Annotated in this window: 16 protein-coding genes; 4 read left to right on the top strand and 12 right to left on the bottom strand. The window is 74.4% G+C overall.

The features are described 5' to 3' along the window. Positions 1-67: 67 nt before the first annotated feature. Entirely contained in the window at positions 68-487 is a 420-nt protein-coding gene (locus AYX06_RS16870; protein WP_062736754.1) for a LysM peptidoglycan-binding domain-containing protein, read from the bottom strand. A gap of 424 nt (positions 488-911) precedes the next feature. Here AYX06_RS16870 and lexA point away from each other — a divergent pair, with 424 nt between their 5' ends. Beyond that, positions 912-1,604, top strand: coding sequence for a transcriptional repressor LexA (gene lexA / locus AYX06_RS16865; RefSeq protein WP_371860055.1), 693 nt, complete (start codon positions 912-914; stop codon positions 1,602-1,604). Between the two features lie 60 nt (positions 1,605-1,664). Here lexA and AYX06_RS16860 read toward each other — a convergent pair whose 3' ends face one another. Both AYX06_RS16860 and hflX read right to left on the bottom strand, forming a co-directional pair. Next, entirely contained in the window at positions 1,665-3,746 is a 2,082-nt protein-coding gene (locus tag AYX06_RS16860) for an ATP-dependent DNA helicase (RefSeq protein ID WP_062736752.1), read from the bottom strand. 4 nt (positions 3,747-3,750) lie between these two features. Continuing rightward, positions 3,751-5,397: a GTPase HflX gene (gene hflX, locus AYX06_RS16855; RefSeq protein WP_062736751.1), complete on the bottom strand. Its 1,647-nt coding sequence runs from the start codon at positions 5,395-5,397 to the stop codon at positions 3,751-3,753. Between the two features lie 120 nt (positions 5,398-5,517). Between hflX and AYX06_RS16850 the strand changes: the two genes are divergently transcribed. Then, on the top strand, positions 5,518-6,180 hold the full coding sequence (locus tag AYX06_RS16850; RefSeq protein WP_084271697.1) for a class I SAM-dependent methyltransferase: 663 nt from the start codon (positions 5,518-5,520) through the stop codon (positions 6,178-6,180). A 40-nt stretch (positions 6,181-6,220) separates the two neighbouring features. On the opposite strand, the gene dapF is transcribed toward AYX06_RS16850, so the two are convergent. Continuing rightward, positions 6,221-7,186 (bottom strand): diaminopimelate epimerase, encoded by a 966-nt coding sequence (gene dapF, locus AYX06_RS16845; protein WP_062736750.1) that lies wholly within the window; start codon positions 7,184-7,186, stop codon positions 6,221-6,223. Between the two features lie 126 nt (positions 7,187-7,312). On the opposite strand from dapF, the gene AYX06_RS16840 reads away from it, so the two are divergent. Together AYX06_RS16840 and AYX06_RS16835 are read left to right on the top strand one after the other, a co-directional pair. After that, a complete protein-coding gene (locus AYX06_RS16840) occupies positions 7,313-8,215 on the top strand; it encodes an LssY C-terminal domain-containing protein (RefSeq protein WP_062736749.1) in 903 nt (300 codons plus the stop codon). Continuing rightward, positions 8,205-8,897 carry a TMEM175 family protein gene (locus tag AYX06_RS16835; RefSeq protein WP_232319344.1) on the top strand — a complete coding sequence of 231 codons (693 nt, stop codon included), beginning with the start codon at positions 8,205-8,207 and terminating at the stop codon, positions 8,895-8,897. The genes AYX06_RS16840 and AYX06_RS16835 overlap by 11 nt, the downstream gene beginning before the upstream one ends. On the opposite strand, the gene miaA is transcribed toward AYX06_RS16835, so the two are convergent. The 8 genes from miaA to pgsA all read right to left on the bottom strand — a co-directional run bounded on the left by miaA (position 8,894) and on the right by pgsA (position 15,564). Then, on the bottom strand, positions 8,894-9,823 hold the full coding sequence (gene miaA / locus AYX06_RS16830) for a tRNA (adenosine(37)-N6)-dimethylallyltransferase MiaA (RefSeq protein ID WP_062736748.1): 930 nt from the start codon (positions 9,821-9,823) through the stop codon (positions 8,894-8,896). The two genes, AYX06_RS16835 and miaA, sit on opposite strands and share 4 nt — an antisense overlap. Next, on the bottom strand, positions 9,820-11,346 hold the full coding sequence (miaB, locus tag AYX06_RS16825; RefSeq protein WP_062737150.1) for a tRNA (N6-isopentenyl adenosine(37)-C2)-methylthiotransferase MiaB: 1,527 nt from the start codon (positions 11,344-11,346) through the stop codon (positions 9,820-9,822). The genes miaA and miaB overlap by 4 nt, the downstream gene beginning before the upstream one ends. A gap of 104 nt (positions 11,347-11,450) precedes the next feature. Then, positions 11,451-12,083, bottom strand: a complete 633-nt coding sequence (locus AYX06_RS16820) for a regulatory protein RecX (protein WP_062736747.1) — start codon at positions 12,081-12,083, stop codon at positions 11,451-11,453. Positions 12,084-12,091: 8 nt separating this feature from the next. Next, on the bottom strand, positions 12,092-13,201 hold the full coding sequence (gene recA, locus AYX06_RS16815; RefSeq protein WP_062736746.1) for a recombinase RecA: 1,110 nt from the start codon (positions 13,199-13,201) through the stop codon (positions 12,092-12,094). 231 nt (positions 13,202-13,432) lie between these two features. Next, positions 13,433-13,654, bottom strand: coding sequence for a DUF3046 domain-containing protein (locus AYX06_RS16810; RefSeq protein ID WP_062736745.1), 222 nt, complete (start codon positions 13,652-13,654; stop codon positions 13,433-13,435). A gap of 217 nt (positions 13,655-13,871) precedes the next feature. Next, positions 13,872-14,303 (bottom strand): helix-turn-helix domain-containing protein, encoded by a 432-nt coding sequence (locus AYX06_RS16805; protein WP_062736744.1) that lies wholly within the window; start codon positions 14,301-14,303, stop codon positions 13,872-13,874. 164 nt (positions 14,304-14,467) lie between these two features. Continuing rightward, on the bottom strand, positions 14,468-14,962 hold the full coding sequence (locus AYX06_RS16800) for a CinA family protein (RefSeq protein ID WP_062736743.1): 495 nt from the start codon (positions 14,960-14,962) through the stop codon (positions 14,468-14,470). Next, positions 14,959-15,564 (bottom strand): CDP-diacylglycerol--glycerol-3-phosphate 3-phosphatidyltransferase, encoded by a 606-nt coding sequence (gene pgsA / locus AYX06_RS16795; RefSeq protein WP_062736742.1) that lies wholly within the window; start codon positions 15,562-15,564, stop codon positions 14,959-14,961. Before pgsA ends, AYX06_RS16800 begins: the two co-directional genes overlap by 4 nt. Positions 15,565-15,598: the final 34 nt, after the last annotated feature.

The raw sequence follows: 15,598 nt of genomic DNA, 5'->3' as shown, positions 1-15,598 counted from the left end.
CTACCGATGCCGAGCGCGGCGCCGGGACGGGGTGCCCGGGGGCCGTCCCGGCGGGACGGGCCGCCGTTCAGGCGGCGGGGACCTCCAGGAGCTGGCCCGCCTGGAGGACGGAGCTGTCGAGGTCGTTGAGCTCCACGATCTCGTCCATGACGTCCCGCGGGTCGCGCTCCGGGTCGGCCAGCACGGCCAGGTCCCACAGGCTCTGCCCCGGGTGCACCGTGGCCTGCTCCGTCCCGGCGCCCGCGACGGGCTCGCTGGTGGCCGTGGCCGTGGACGGGACGAGGAAGATCACGGCCAGCACCACCAGGGCCGCGGAGCCGGCCAGGACGGGCAGGCCCAGCAGGACCAGGCGGCCCCGCCGGGTCAGCACCAGCGGAGCGCGGGAGGTCCCTGCCGACGGGCGGGCCCGGCGAGCCGCGCGGGCCGGGCCGCCGAGGGATCGGGGGCGGCGCGCGACGACGGCGCTGAGGGTGGCACTGGCACTCATGACATGAACTCCTTGACGTTCCCGCACGGGGCGGGCGATCTCGAACACCGGTCCGACCGGCGGCCCGTCCGGGCCTGCATGCGATCGAACATACTTTCGAATACCGATGACCCATGTCTAGCACGCGTCTGCGAAGGCTGTCGACACCGGGTCGTACATATGTTTGAAGACACACGGCGTGTCGCCTAGGCTGGGAGCACGTTCGGGCCTCGGGCCGGCACGCGTTCCGACTTCCCCCGGCTCCCTGCTGGCTGGACCCATCGAAGCACCCGGGTCCGACATCGGAACGGGGCCGGCGCGCACCGGAGGCACCACCAGCCGGACGCGAAAGGACGACGCTCCCATGGCTCAGCCCCCCACCCCCGAGGAGTCCCGCCCCCGGGCCGCGCGGTCCGGCGGCCGCCCCCGCGGCCGGGGTCTCAGCGTGCGCCAGCGCACCATCCTCGAGGCCATCCAGCGCTCCATCGCCGAGCACGGATATCCGCCGTCGATGCGCGAGATCGGCGACCTCGTGGGCCTGGCCTCGCTCTCCAGCGTCACCCACCAGCTCTCCCAGCTCGAGAAGCTGGGCTACCTGCGCCGGGACCCGAAGCGCCCCCGGGCGATGGAGGTGCTCACGCCCCTGCAGCTGCGCGACGCGGCCGCCCCGGAGACCCCGGAGGCCCCGCACGAGCCGGCGGACGCGCCCCGCGGCCCGCGCGCCGGTGCACCGGGCGGGGTGGCGGAGCTGTCCACCTCCGCGGACGTGACGATGGTGCCCCTGGTGGGGCACATCGCCGCCGGCGGGCCGATCACCGCCGAGCAGGACGTGGAGGACGTGCTGGCGCTGCCCCGCCAGCTGGTCGGCCACGGCGAGCTGTTCATGCTGCGGGTCAAGGGCGACTCGATGATCGACGCGGCCATCTGCGACGGCGACTGGGTCGTGGTCCGCCGGCAGAGCGCGGCCGACAACGGGGACATCGTGGCCGCCCTGCTCGACGACGAGGCCACGGTGAAGACCTTCCGCCAGCGCGACGGGCACACCTGGCTGCTCCCGCAGAACACGCGCTACGAGCCCATCCTCGGGGACCACGCCACGGTGATGGGCAAGGTCGTCTCGGTGCTGCGCAGCCTCTGACACCCGCCGTCCGGCACTCGCCGGCCGATCGGCCGGGCCCCGTGCCGTGTCCTGACCGGGTCAGGCCGTCGCCAGGCGCGTCAGGGCCCCGAGCACCACCGAGCGGTCCGTGGTGGTCCACAGCGGCGGCAGGGACCCCCGCAGGAACCCCCCGTAGCGGGCCGTGGCGATGCGGGAGTCCAGGATCGCCACGACGCCGCGGTCCCCGCCGGCGCGGATGAGCCGGCCGGCCCCCTGGGCCAGCCGCACGGCCGCGTGCGTCGCCGAGACGGACATGAAGCCGTTGCCCCCCGCCCGCTCGGCCGCCCGGCTGCGGGCCGTGGACAGCGGGTCGTCCGGGCGCGGGAACGGGATCCGGTCGATCATCACCAGCCGGCACGAGGCCCCCGGGACGTCGACGCCCTGCCACAGGCTCATCGTGCCGAAGAGGCTCGTGGCGGGGTCGTCGGTGAACTCCTGGACGAGTCCCGCCAGCGAGGACTCCCCCTGGCAGAGGATCGGCAGGTCGGTGCGCCCGCGCAGGGCCTCCGCGGCCTCCTCCGCCGCCCGGCGGGAGGAGAACAGGCCCAGCGCCCCGCCGCGCGAGGCCTCGAGCAGGGCGAGCATCTCCTCCAGCTGGGCCTCGGTCAGGCGCCGGCCCGGCTTCTCCAGGTGCTTGGCGAGGTAGAGGATCCCCTGTTTCGGGTAGTCGAAGGGGCTGCCCACGTCCACGCCCTCCCAGCGCGGGGCGCCCTCGCCGCGCAGCCCGAGGGCCCCGGCGGGGGCGTCGAAGGAGGAGCCGACGGACAGTGTCGCCGAGGTCAGCACCACGGTGCGGCCGTCGAAGAGGCCCTCCCGCAGGGTCCCGGCCACCGACAGCGGCGCGACGTGCAGGGTGGCCGGGTCGGTGTCCTCGGCGGGGACGTACCCGCGGCCGGGCTCCCACCCGCCCTGCCGCGAGATCCACAGCACCTCGCGGGAGTCTGCGGCGGCGAGGATGCGCTCGGCCAGCTCGAGCACGTCGCTGACGCGCGAGCGGGCCATCTGCCGTCCGGCGTCCCCGTCCTTCTCGCCCCCGGAGCCGCCCTTGGACTCGCTCATCACCGTGCGGGCGGCGTCCCGGATCTGGGTCACGGCCGCCGCCTGGGCGTCGTCGAGGCCCCGGTGCAGCAGCTCGGCGGGCGCGCCCAGCAGCGCGGCCTCCAGGTTGGCGGCACCGGCGGTGAGGGAGTCGGGGTTCGCGGCGGTGTGCTTGCGCGCGGAGGCGGCCGCCGCGCGCACCATGGCGGCGGAGAGCTGGCCGGTGACCGCCCCAGTGACCCGGTCCTGCAGCTCGTGGGCCTCGTCGATCACCACGACGTCGTGCTCGGGCAGGACCGTGATGCCCTCGAACGCGTTGATCGCGAGCAGGGCGTGGTTGGTGATCACGATGTCCGCCTCCCCGGCCCGCTGCTTGGCGAGCTCGGCGAAGCACTGCTCGACCAGGGGGCAGCTGCGGCCCAGGCACTCCTTGGCGGTCACGGAGACCTGGCGCCACGCCTTGTCGCTCACGCCCGGGAGCAGTTCGTCGCGGTCACCGGTGTCCGTGGCGCGCGCCCACTCCCGCAGGCGCTGGACCTCCTGGCCCAGCCGGCCGGGCTGCTCGGTGGCCTCCGGCTGCGCGGCGCCGGGGTGCGGGGCGGCGTCGGGCAGGGCGAAGAGCGCGCCGGGGTCGTCCTCGGACGGGTAGCCGCCCTCGAGCTTGTGCAGGCAGGCGTAGTTGCTGCGGCCCTTGAGCAGGGCGACGTCGACCTCGCGCTCGAGCTCCCCCTCCAGGGCGGCCAGCAGGCGGGGGACGTCCCGGCCCACGATCTGCGACTGCAGGGCGAGGGTCGCGGTGGCCACCACCACCGGCTTGTCCGCGTGCTGGGCGTGCGCCACGAGCGGGGCCAGGTAGGCGAGGGACTTGCCGGTGCCGGTGCCGGCCTGGACCAGCAGGTGCCGGCCGCGGTCGAGGGCCTCCGCGACCTTGGCGGTCATCAGCCGCTGCCCGTCCCGGACCTGCCCGCCCATCGCCGTGACGGCGGTGTCGAGCAGGCCCAGGGCGTCCTGGGCCCCGGGCAGGGTCTCCGGCCGGGTGCCGGAGACGTCCCGCCCGGACTCGTCGACGAATGCTGCGGGCACCGGCTCAGGCGCTCTCGGCGCCGAAGCCGGGCGCGTGCTCCGGGGCGAACTCCGCGAGCTCGGCCGCCAGGTCCTCGCGGACCTTCACCAGCAGGTGCGTGCCCTCGGGCAGGTGCTCGGTGCGCAGGATCTCCGCGTCCCAGTCGTGCAGCCGGCTGACGACGTCGCCGCGCTGGTACGGGACCAGCAGGTCCAGCACCGTCTCCGGGCGCGGGATGGACTCGCTGATCCGCTCCCGCAGCGCGTCGAGGCCCTCCCCGGTGCGGGCGGAGACCACCACGACGTTGCGCTCGCGCTGCCGGATCCGCTCGACCACGAAGGGGTCCGCGGCGTCGACCTTGTTGAGCACGATGATCTCCGGGATGTTCTGCGCGTCGATGTCGGTGAACACCTGGCGCACCGCCCGGATCTGGCCCTCGGGGTCCGGGTGGGAGGCGTCCACCACGTGCAGGATGAGGTCGGCGTCGGCGACCTCCTCCAGCGTGGAGCGGAACGCCTCCACGAGCTGGGTCGGCAGGGACCGCACGAAGCCGACCGTGTCCGAGAGCGTGTAGCCGATCCCGTCCGGGGTCTGCGCGCGGCGGACCGTGGGGTCCAGGGTCGCGAACAGCGCGTTCTCCACGAGCACCCCGGCGTCCGTGAGCCGGTTGAGCAGCGAGGACTTGCCCGCGTTGGTGTAGCCGGCGATCGCCACGGAGGGCACCGAGTTGCGGCGGCGGTTGAGCCGCTTGGTCTCCCGGGCCGGCTTCATGGCGGCGATCTCGCGGCGCAGCTTGGCCATCCGCGTGCGGATCCGGCGGCGGTCCAGCTCGATCTTGGTCTCACCGGGCCCGCGGGAGCCGATGCCCTCACCGGCGGCCGCACGGCCACCGGCCTGGCGGGACAGGGACTCGCCCCAGCCGCGCAGGCGCGGGAGCAGGTACTCGAGCTGGGCGAGCTCGACCTGCGCCTTGCCCTCCTTGGACTTGGCGTGCTGGGCGAAGATGTCGAGGATCAGACCGGTGCGGTCGATGACCTTGACCTTGACGACGTCCTCCAGCCCGCGCCGCTGGGACGGGGCCAGCTCGGAGTCCACGATGACGGTGTCGGCGCCGGTGGCGGCGACGATGTCGCGCAGCTCCTTGGCCTTGCCGGAGCCCAGGAACGTGGCGGGGTCGGGCTTGAGCCGGCGCTGGACGATGCCGTCCAGCACCTCGGAGCCGGCGGTCTCGGCGAGCGCGGCGAGCTCCCGCAGGGAGTTCTCCGCCTCCTCGAGCGTGCCCTCGGTCCAGAGCCCGGCCAGGACCACGCGCTCGAGGCGCAGCTGGCGGTACTCGAGCTCCGTGACGTCCTCGAGCTCGGTGGACAGGCCCCCGACCCGGCGCAGGGCGCGGCGCTCGTCGAGGTCCTGCTGCTCGCCGTCGTGCTGCGAGTGCTCCTGGCCGCTGTCGGCCAGTTCGCGGGCGCGGCCGGTCAGGAGGCCGCTCCCGGCGGCCCCGGAGTCCTCGGACCGGCGGTCGGCGCGCTCTCCGGCGTCGGCCTCCCGGGCCCGGGCCCGGGAGAGGACGCGCTCGACGACGTCCTCGAGGTCCTGCCGGCTCAGGCCGTTGTCGGCCTCCACCGCGGGAGACGCGGTGCTGTGGTCGGCAGGGGTGTGGTGAGACTGGGTCATGGTTCCTTTCGGAAAGGATGTGGTGGTTGGAATTCTAGTCGCGGTCTCCGACGAGCGGGGCCGCGGGCGGGTGGCTGCGCGGAGCGGGCCGGGTCCGCGCGGTCGGTAGCATGAACGTCTATGACACGGCGTTCCGACTCCCCCGATCCCGCCGCCGGCCCGGCGGCCCCGAACCCGGGGACCGAGCACTACTTCTCGGAGGATCCCTCGGTGCCGGAGGTGCGCCGCCCGGTGACCGTGGCCCTGCGCGGGCGGGAGGTCGTCCTGCAGACCTCCAACGGCGTCTTCAGTCCGCGAGGTCTCGACAAGGGAACGTCCGTGCTGCTCCGAAATGTTCCCGATCCGGCCGGTCCGGAGCTACTGGACGTCGGGTGCGGATGGGGCCCGATCGCCCTGAGCCTGGCGGAGGCCGCGCCCGGGGCCCGGGTCACGGCGGTGGACGTCAACGAGCGCTCGCTCGGGCTCACCCGGGACAACGCCGCGGCCCTGGGCCTGGGCAACGTCGAGGTGCTGCTGCCCGAGCAGGTGCCGGCGGACCGGCGCTTCGACACCATCTGGTCCAATCCGCCCATCCGGATCGGCAAGCAGCAGCTGCACGAGCTGCTCCTGCGCTGGCTGCCGCGGCTGAACCCCGGCGGGAGCGCCTGGCTGGTGGTGCAGAAGAACCTCGGGGCCGACTCGTTGCAGAAGTGGCTGGCGGCCGAGCTGGGCGGGTCCTTCCGGGTCTCCCGGCACGCCACCGACAAGGGGTTCCGCGTGCTGCGGGTCGACCGCCCGGCCTGAGCCGGCCCGAGCCGGTCGGTGCCGGGGCCGGCCGCGGGGCTCAGACGAAGGTGCCGTCGGCCACGAGCACGGCGGGACCGGCGAGGACCACGTGCTCCGCGCCGTCCGGGGCGGGCACGAAGGTCACGGAGACGACCCCGCCGGGCACCTGCACGAGCCACTGGTCCGGGGCGGTGGGCCCGCCCCAGAACCGGGTCGCCGCCGCGGCCGCGCACGCGCCGGTGCCGCAGGACTGGGTCTCGCCCACGCCGCGCTCGTGCACCCGCATGCGGACGCGGCCCACGCCGTCGTCGTCGCCGTCGGCGGGGACGACGAACTCGACGTTCGTGCCGTCCTCGGGCTCCGGGCGCACGACCGGGGCGGTGAACAGCTCGAGCTGGTCGAGCTTCTCGCCCTCCGCGAGCGCCACGACCGTGTGCGGGTTGCCCATCCCGATGGACAGCGCCGGGCGGGGCACCTTGAGCCCCTGGGCGGTCACGACGGCGTCCGAGCCGCGGGACCGGGCGGTCTCGCCGTCCAGGAAGCTCCAGGGGCCCATGTCCACGGCGTAGCCGGAGTCGGTGCGGGCGACGGTCTTCACCCCGGCGCGGGTGCCGATCCGCAGAACCTCGCCCTCGGGGACCTCCGCGAGGCCCCGCTGGACGAGGTAGTGGACGAACACGCGCACGCCGTTGCCGCACATCTCGGCGATCGAGCCGTCGTTGTTGCGGTAGTCCATGAACCACTCGGCGTCCGGGGCGGTCTCCAGCACGGCCCGGCCCTCGGGCAGGGCCTCGCTGCGCACGGCCCGGATCAGGCCGTCGCCGCCGATGCCGCGGTGCCGGTCGCAGACCAGGGACACGAGGTGGGCGTCGAGCGCGAGCTGCGCGTCCGGGTCGGTCAGCAGGACGAAGTCGTTGCCCGTGCCGTGGCCCTTCGCGAAGCCGCGCCCGCGCAGCTCCCCCCAGGGCACGGCGGCGTCCGGGGACGGGGCGGTCGGGAGGGTCTCGGGCTGCGCTGAGGTCACCCGGACATGATACGCGGCCCCGTGGGCGGGCCGGGGTCATGGCCTTCCCCGGTGCCGCCGCCGTGGCTAGCCTGGGGGCACACCGGCCCGGGGGTCCGGTGCAGCACGGGGGGCGAGGACGGCCAGGTGGACGCACGAGGCAGCGACCGGGCACCGGACGCGCGGAGCACGGGCCCGGGTGCCCGCCGGGGGCCCGGGCCGACCGCGGTCCTGTGGCTGCACCGCTCGGGGCGGCTGGCGACCGCGCTGCTGGCGGGCTGGGGGGTGTACCACCTCGTGCTCGAGGACGTCGACGACGAGGGACGGCTGGTGTGGGCGTTCGTGCCCGTCTGGGCGCTGTCGGCGTACGTGCTGCTCCCGTTCCTGAACCGGGTGCTCACCGGCCTCTACGTGCCCCACTACTTCATCGGGCGCGCCCGCACCGCCGACGGGCTGCTGGGCGACCCGGTCAACCTGGCGGTCACGGGCAGCCCGGAGCGGCTGGCCGCGGCCATGCGCGCGGCGGGCTGGACCCCCGCCGATCCCCTGACCCCCGCCACGGCCTGGCACATCGCCCGCGCCGCGGTGCTGCACCGCAGCTACCCGGCCGCCCCGGTCAGCCCGCTCTACGTCTTCGGCCGCCGCCAGGCGCTGGCCTTCGAGCGCGAGGTCGCGGACAGTCCCGCCCAGCGGCACCACGTGCGCTTCTGGGTCTGCCCGCCGGGCTGGCGGCTGCCGGGCGGCGCCCTCGTGGACCTGGTGGGCGCGGCGACCTTCGACCGCCGGGTCGGGCTGTCCCTCTTCACGCTGCAGGTGACCCACAAGGTCGCCGAGCGCACCGACGCCGAGCGGGACCTGGTCGTCACCGCGCTGCGCTCGGCCGGCGCCCGGGTGCACGTGCTGCGCAACTTCTCCTCCGGCTACCACGCCCGCAACGGGGGCGGGGACGCGATCGAGACCGACGGGCACCTGCCCGTCCTCGACGTGCGGGCGGCCCCCCGGGCGGCCCAGCCGGCGGAGCGCACGGGGGGTGGGCCCGGTGGCCGATGAGCCGCGGGCCCGCCCGGCACGCCGCGCCGGGCCCGCCCGGACGTACCGCCGGCTGGTCGGCACCGGTGAGTCCACCGAGCGGACCGTGTTCTTCAGCGACGCCGTGTTCGCCATCGCCATGACGCTGCTGGTCCTGGAGCTCATCCTCCCCGGGGACCTCCCGCCGGAGCAGCTGGAGCCGGCGCTGCGGGCTCATCTGCCGCAGTTCCTCGCCTACGTCCTGAGCTTCGCCGTCATCGGCACGGCGTGGATGAGCCACCACCGCCGGTTCACCGTGATCCGGCGCATCGACGGGCGCCTGCAGGGGCTGAACTTGCTGTGCCTGTTCTTCATCGCCCTGCTGCCGATGCCCACGAGCCTGCTCAGCGACTACGGCGGCGGCGGCTCGCCCTGGCCGGCGGCGCTGTACGCCGCGGTGTCGGCGGCCGTCTACGCCTCGCTGAACCTGGTGTGGGCCCACGCGTGGCACGCCGGGCTGATGGCGACCGAGGTCGACGCCGGCCTGTACCGCTACGTGCTGCGCGGGCTCCTGCCGGCGCCGGTCGTCTTCGCCCTCAGCATCCCGGTGGCGTTCTGGGACCCCGGAGCCGCCGCGTGGAGCTGGCTGCTCATCGTCCCGGTGTCCGCCGCGGACGGGTGGTGGCTGCGCCGCTCCACCGCGGTCGACGGCCCGTCCGGCTAGGGACCGTCGGGACCGGGCCGGGACCGCTGCACGAGCTGCACGGCCCGATCCGCCAGCCCGGGCCCGGCGGCGTCCAGCCAGTGCACCCGCGGGTCCGCCCGGAACCAGGTCAGCTGGCGGCGGGCGAACTGCCGGGTGGCCACCACCGTGGCCTCGGCGGCGTCCGCTGCCGAGGCGCGGCCGTCGACGACGTCGAGGAACTGCCCGTAGCCCAGGGCGCGGGAGGCGGTGCGCCCGGCGCGCAGTCCGCGCCCGGCCAGCTCGCGCACCTCGGCCTCCAGTCCGGCCGCCACCATGGCCTCCACCCGCCGGGCCAGCCGGGCGTGCAGCTCCGCGCGGTCGACGTCCAGGGCCAGCTGCACCGTCGGCGCCACGTACTCCCGGCGGGGCATGAAGGAGGCGAACGGGCGCCCGGTCAGCTCCCACACCTCCAGGGCGCGCACCAGCCGGCGGTCGTCGCGCACCCGGGCCGCGGACTCGGGGTCGACCCGGAGCAGGCGCTCGCGCAGCGCGCCGGGGCCCTCCGCGGCAAGCTCCCGCTCCAGCCGGGCCCGGATCCGCGGGTCCGTGCCCGGCAGCTCCAGCACGTCCAGGGCCGCACGGACGTAGAGCCCGGAACCGCCGACCAGGACGGGGACCCGGCCGCGGGCGCGGATCTGCGCGAAGCAGGTCCGGGCCTGCTGCTGGAAGCCGGCCACCGAGGCCTCCTCGGTGACGTCCAGGACGTCGAGCAGGTGGTGGGGCACCCCGCGCCGCTCCTCGGCGGTGGCCTTGGCGGTGCCGATGTCCATGCCGCGGTAGAACTGCATCGAGTCGGCGTTGACCACCTCACCGCCCAGCCGCAGGGCCAGCTCCACGCCCAGGGCGGTCTTGCCGGTGCCGGTGGCGCCGACGACGGCGACGACCGGCAGGGCCTCGGCGCTCACCGGACGGGCAGGCTGGGCATGCCCAGGCTCACGGGGCGCGGCCCGGGGCCGTCGGCGGCGGGCACGCCGCAGGACTCGGCCTGGCGGCGGTCCCAGGCGTCGCCGGCCCGGGAGCGCCGCAGCGCGTACTCCCCCGGTTCGCGGGGGTCGGCGATGAGGTGGTAGGCGGCGGCGTCGGTCACGGTGACGGTCACGAAGTCGCCGGGCCGGGGGGCCTCCGCGCCCTGCGGCACGGAGAAGTGCACGAGCCGCTGGTCCTGGGCCCGGCCGGAGAGCCGGTGGGTCAGCCCGGACTTCTTGCCCGCCTCCGCCGTGACGAGCAGCTCCACCCGGCGCCCGACGATCCGGCGGTTCTCCTCCGCCGCGATCCGGTCCTGCAGGGCCACGAGGCGCTCGAAGCGCTCCTGCACCACGGCCTTGGGCACCTGGTCGGCCATCTCCCCCGCAGGGGTGCCGGGCCGGATCGAGTACTGGAAGGTGTAGGCCGAGGAGAAGCGGGAGGCGGCCACGACGTCCAGGGTGCCCTGGAAGTCCTGCTCGGTCTCCCCCGGGAACCCCACGATGATGTCGGTGGTGATCGCGGCCTGCGGGATCCGCTCGCGGACCGTGTCCAGGATCTCGAGGAAGCGCCGGGAGCGGTAGGAGCGGCGCATCTGCCGGAGCACCCGGTTCGAGCCGGACTGCAGCGGCATGTGCAGCTGGGGCATCACGTTGGGGGTCTCGGCCATGGCGTCGATGACGTCGTCGGTGAAGGCCGCCGGGTGCGGGCTGGTGAAGCGCACCCGTTCCAGGCCCTCGATCTGCCCGCAGGCGCGCAGCAGCTTGGCGAAGGCGCCGCGGTCCCCGAACTCCACGCCGTAGGAGTTCACGTTCTGCCCGAGCAGGGTGACCTCCACGGCGCCGTCGTCCACCAGCGCCTGCACCTCGGCGAGGACGTCGCCCGGCCGGCGGTCGCGCTCCTTGCCGCGCAGCGAGGGCACGATGCAGAACGTGCAGGTGTTGTTGCAGCCCACGGAGATCGACACCCAGCCGGAGTAGGCGCTGTCCCGCTTGGTCGGCAGCGTCGAGGGGAAGACCTCGAGGGCGTCGAGGATCTCGAGCTGGGCCTCGGCGTTGTGCCGGGAGCGCTCCAGCAGGGTCGGCAGCGAGCCGATGTTGTGCGTGCCGAAGACGACGTCGACCCACGGGGCCTTCTCCAGGATCGTGTCCTGGTCCTTCTGGGCCAGGCAGCCGCCCACCGCGATCTGCAGGTCCTTGTTGCGCTTCTTGGCCGGCACGAGCTGGCCGAGGTTGCCGTAGAGCTTGTTGTCGGCGTTCTCGCGCACCGCGCAGGTGTTGAAGACCACGAGGTCCGGCTCGCCGCCCGCGGCCGGGACGTAGCCGGCGGCCTCGAGCAGACCGGTGATCCGCTCGGAGTCGTGGACGTTCATCTGGCACCCGAAGGTGCGCACCTCGTAGGAGCGCGGAGCGGGGGCGGCGGAGGACGCGGTCGGGTCCGTGGGCTGGGCGGCAGGGGTCGAGATCACCGGGCAATTGTACGGGCCGCGGGCGGCGCCCGTCCCGTCCGGGCCGGGGCGCAGCGGGCCGCCGGCCCCGCAGCCCCCGGGCGCGGCGGGCCCGTTGCCGGTCAGGGGGTGTCGGGGTAGGTCTCGTCCACGCCGTCGTCGTCCGCGGGGGCGCCGGTGCGGGCCTCGAGCTCGTCCTTGACGACGGCGAAGGCCAGTCCCGGGGCGTAGCCCTTGCGCCCGAGCATCCCGACCAGCCGGCGCACCGCCCGGCCCCGCTCGGTGCGGTCCGTCAGGTCCAGTCCCGCCGGCAGCTTCCGGCGCACCAGCTCCGCGGCGTCGGCCCGCTCGTCCTCGTCGGTGCGCTGCTCGAGCGCCGCCTCGGCGAGCTCGCCCGGGACGCCGCGGGTGGCCAGTTCCCGGCGGATCGCCGAGCGGGCCAGTTTGCGGGAGCCGGCGCGGGAGCGGACGTAGAGCTCCGCGTACTGGGCGTCGTCGACGAGGCCGACCTCCTCGAAGCGGTCCAGCACCTCCCCGGCCACGTCCTCGGGGACGTTGCGATCGGCGAGCTTGTCCTCGAGCTGCCGGCGGCTCTTGGCCGAGGCCGTGAGCTGGCGCAGCACGATCGCCCGGGCGACCTCCCGCGGGTCGGGCTCCGGGTCCTGGGCCGCGGACGCCGACGCCGCCGGGTCCTCCGGCCCGCGGTGGCGGGCGGAGGACCGGCGGCGCCGGCGTGCGTAGGGGCTCTCGGTCACGGACCCGCTCAGAAGGCCGGGCCGCCGACCTCGGAGGGCAGTCCGGCGACCGGCGACTCCTCCTCGGCCTCCGCGGCGCTCTCGGGCTCGGCCACGATCCCGAGCTTGACCAGGATCCGTCGCTCGATCTCCTCCGCCAGCTCCGGGTTGTCCTTCAGGAAACGTCGGGCGTTCTCCTTGCCCTGCCCGAGCTGGTCCCCCTCGTAGGTGAACCAGGCCCCGGACTTCTTCACGATGCCGTGCTCCACGCCCATGTCGATGAGCCCGCCCTCGGTGGAGATGCCCTCCCCGTAGAGGATGTCGAACTCGGCCTGCTTGAAGGGCGGGGCCATCTTGTTCTTGACGATCTTGGCGCGGGTGCGGTTGCCCACCGGGTTCGCCCCGTCCTTGAGCGTCTCGATGCGGCGCACGTCCACGCGCACCGAGGCGTAGAACTTCAGCGCCTTGCCACCGGTGGTGGTCTCGGGGCTGCCGAAGAACACGCCGATCTTCTCGCGCAGCTGGTTGATGAAGATCGCGGTGGTGTTCGAGTGCGAGAGCCGGCCGGTGATCTTGCGCAGCGCCTGGCTCATGAGCCGTGCCTGCAGACCGACGTGGCTGTCGCCCATCTCCCCCTCGATCTCGGCCTTGGGCACCAGGGCCGCCACCGAGTCGATCACGATGATGTCGATGGACCCGGAGCCCACCAGCATGTCCATGATCTCGAGGGCCTGCTCACCGGTGTCCGGCTGCGAGACCAGCAGGCTGTCGGTGTCCACGCCCAGCTTCTCGGCGTAGGCGGGGTCCAGGGCGTGCTCGGCGTCGATGAAGGCGGCGATCCCGCCGGCCTTCTGCACGTTGGCCACCGCGTGCAGCGCCACGGTGGTCTTGCCGGAGGACTCCGGGCCGTAGATCTCCACGACGCGCCCGCGCGGGAACCCGCCGATGCCCAGCGCGACGTCCATCGCGATGGAGCCGGTGGGGATGGTCTCGATCTTGGTGGCCGGGCGGTCGCCCAGGCGCATCACCGAGCCCTTGCCGTAGTTCTTGTCGATCTGCGCGAGGACGGTCTCGAGAGCCTTCTCGCGGTCGCTGCCGAACTGCTGGTCGGCGCTCTGTTTGTTGCCCTTGGCTGCCATGGTTCACCTCGTGGTCGGGGGGTTCCGCCGGTGCGGCCGGAACCGTTCTTGCTGGTCGTTTCGTGTTCCACGGTATCGCCGCGGTCGGACACCCTAAGGCCTCCGCACCGGGCCTGGGGACGCCCACCGGCCGGCGGCCCGGACGGGAGCGGGCTGTGCAGTCCACGCTGCGGTGTCGAATATACCTTCGAACCCTCCCCGGGTCCACGGGCGCGCCGGGAGCGGCGCGGATCAGCCCCGCGGGGGCCGGTCCGCGCCCCACCAGCGCGACTCCGGCACGTCCTGCGCCCGGCACAGGGCGAACCACACGGTGCGCGGGTCCTCCCCGTCCTCGATGGCCTCCTCGGCCGTGCGGTGACCGAGTTCCCCGAGCACCAGGTCCCGGGCCAGGACCTTGCTGTAGCCCGCCCCGAACTCGTCGGCCATCAGCTCCCAGAAGCTGCTGAGCCTCATGCGCGTCCTCCTCGGTCGTGCTGCGTCCTGCCGGTCCGCAGTGCGGGGTCGTGCCCCGTCGTGATGCGTCGTCGTGGTGCGTCGTCGTGCGGTGTCCCGCCGCGCGGGGCCCGTCGCGGTGCCGGCGGCGGGGCGGTCACGTGCCGGAGGGCCCGGCGGTCCTGGGACCGACGAGCCCTCCGGGACGTCGTGGTGGGCGGGAGACCGCCCGGGCTGCTCAGCGGGCGCCGGCCGCGGCGGCCTCGCCGCCGTTGACGCGGCCGAACTCCCGCGAGTACTGCTCGGTCAGGTCGCTGGGCACCGTGTCCGGGACCAGGAGGCCCTCGGCGTAGGCGAGCCGGTCGGCGACCTCGCGCAGCATCTGCGACATCGGGATGTCGAGGGCGGCACAGATCGAGGCGAGCAGCTCCGAGGAGGCCTCCTTCTGCCCGCGCTCCACCTCGCTCAGGTAGCCGAGGGAGACGCGGGCGCTGTGGGAGACCTCCCGGAGGGTGCGCCCCTGACGCTGACGGACGTTGCGGAGAACCTCACCGATCTCCTGGCGGAGTACACCCATCTTCATGTCCTTCGTCTCGGTACCGCTGTGCTCGTCCAGGCCCACGTCCTTCCAACGGACGACGCCATTGACGGACACGGGTTGCTTCGTCATGTGAATCGCTTGTCTCCTCATGTGTGCGGCAGTGTCACCGCCTGCTGCGGACGGTGTCCCCGGCGCCGGCCGGTCGACATCTTGACTTCGAACGGCTCAACTCGAGCCTGCGATCATTGCTAACCACCCTGACGTTTCCATTCTTCCCCGCCGACCGCACTTTTTCACTGGGAGTTGTCTGGGAGCAGGATGGCGGCGGTGAGCCGCTCCAGGGCCGCGGCCACGGTGGCCGCCCGGACGGCCGCGCGGTCGCCCGTCGCCTGCAGCTCCACGGCGGTCGCGCCCCGGGGGCCGGCCAGGCCGAGGAAGACCGTGCCCACCGGCCGGCCGTCGTGCGGCTCCGGGCCGGCGACGCCGGTGGTGGCCACGGCCCAGTCCGTGCCCAGCACCCGGCGGGCGCCCTCGGCCATGGCCGCCGCGACGTCGGGATCCACGGAGCCGCGCTCGGCCAGCAGCGCCGCCGGGACGCCGAGGACCTCGGTCTTGACCCGGTTGGAGTAGGACACGACCGCGCCCTCGAAGCAGCCCGAGGCCCCGGGGACGTCGACCACGGCGGCGGCCAGGGCGCCCCCGGTCAGCGACTCGGCGGTGGCGATCGTCAGGCCCCGCCGGACGGCCGCCTCGACGAGCGCGGCGGCGCCCGGCCGCGGGCCGCTCACGCCGGGTTCCGCCCGGCCAGCGAGCGGCGGCGCAGCTGCACGGCCTTGACCACGTAGTCCACGCCGGTCACCACCGTGACCACCAGCGCGGCGCCCATGACGGTCCAGCCCAGCCACGGCCACCAGGCCCCCACCAGCGGGGCCAGGGGCAGGAGCAGCAGCAGCAGCGCGACGGTCTGCAGGACCGTCTTGAGCTTGCCGCCCTTGGAGGCGGCCATCACCCCGTAGCGGATCACGACGAAGCGCAGGACCGTGATGCCCCACTCGCGCACCAGGATCACCACGGTCACCCACCACCACAGCTCCCCCAGCATCGAGAGCACCACGAAGGCGGCCCCGGTGAGCAGCTTGTCCGCGATCGGGTCGGCGATCTTGCCGAAGCTGGTGATCAGCCCGCGGGCCCGGGCGATGTCGCCGTCGAGCTTGTCGGTGTACATGGCCACGGCGAACACCGCGAGGGCGGCCCACCGCATGGCCGCGGAGTCCTCCCCCTGGGTGCCGCCCGCCCACAGGAACCAGACGAAGAAGGGCACCAGCACGATGCGCAGGGCGGTGAGCGCATTGGGCAGGTTGAGGTTGGAGGCCGGGTCCGCAGGGCTCATCGGGTGCTCGCTTCCTGGTGGTGGTGGTCGGTGC

This window comes from Kocuria turfanensis, from assembly GCF_001580365.1.
GTDB classification, from domain to species: domain Bacteria; phylum Actinomycetota; class Actinomycetes; order Actinomycetales; family Micrococcaceae; genus Kocuria; species Kocuria turfanensis.
This window is presented reverse-complemented; position numbering and strand designations above follow the sequence as displayed.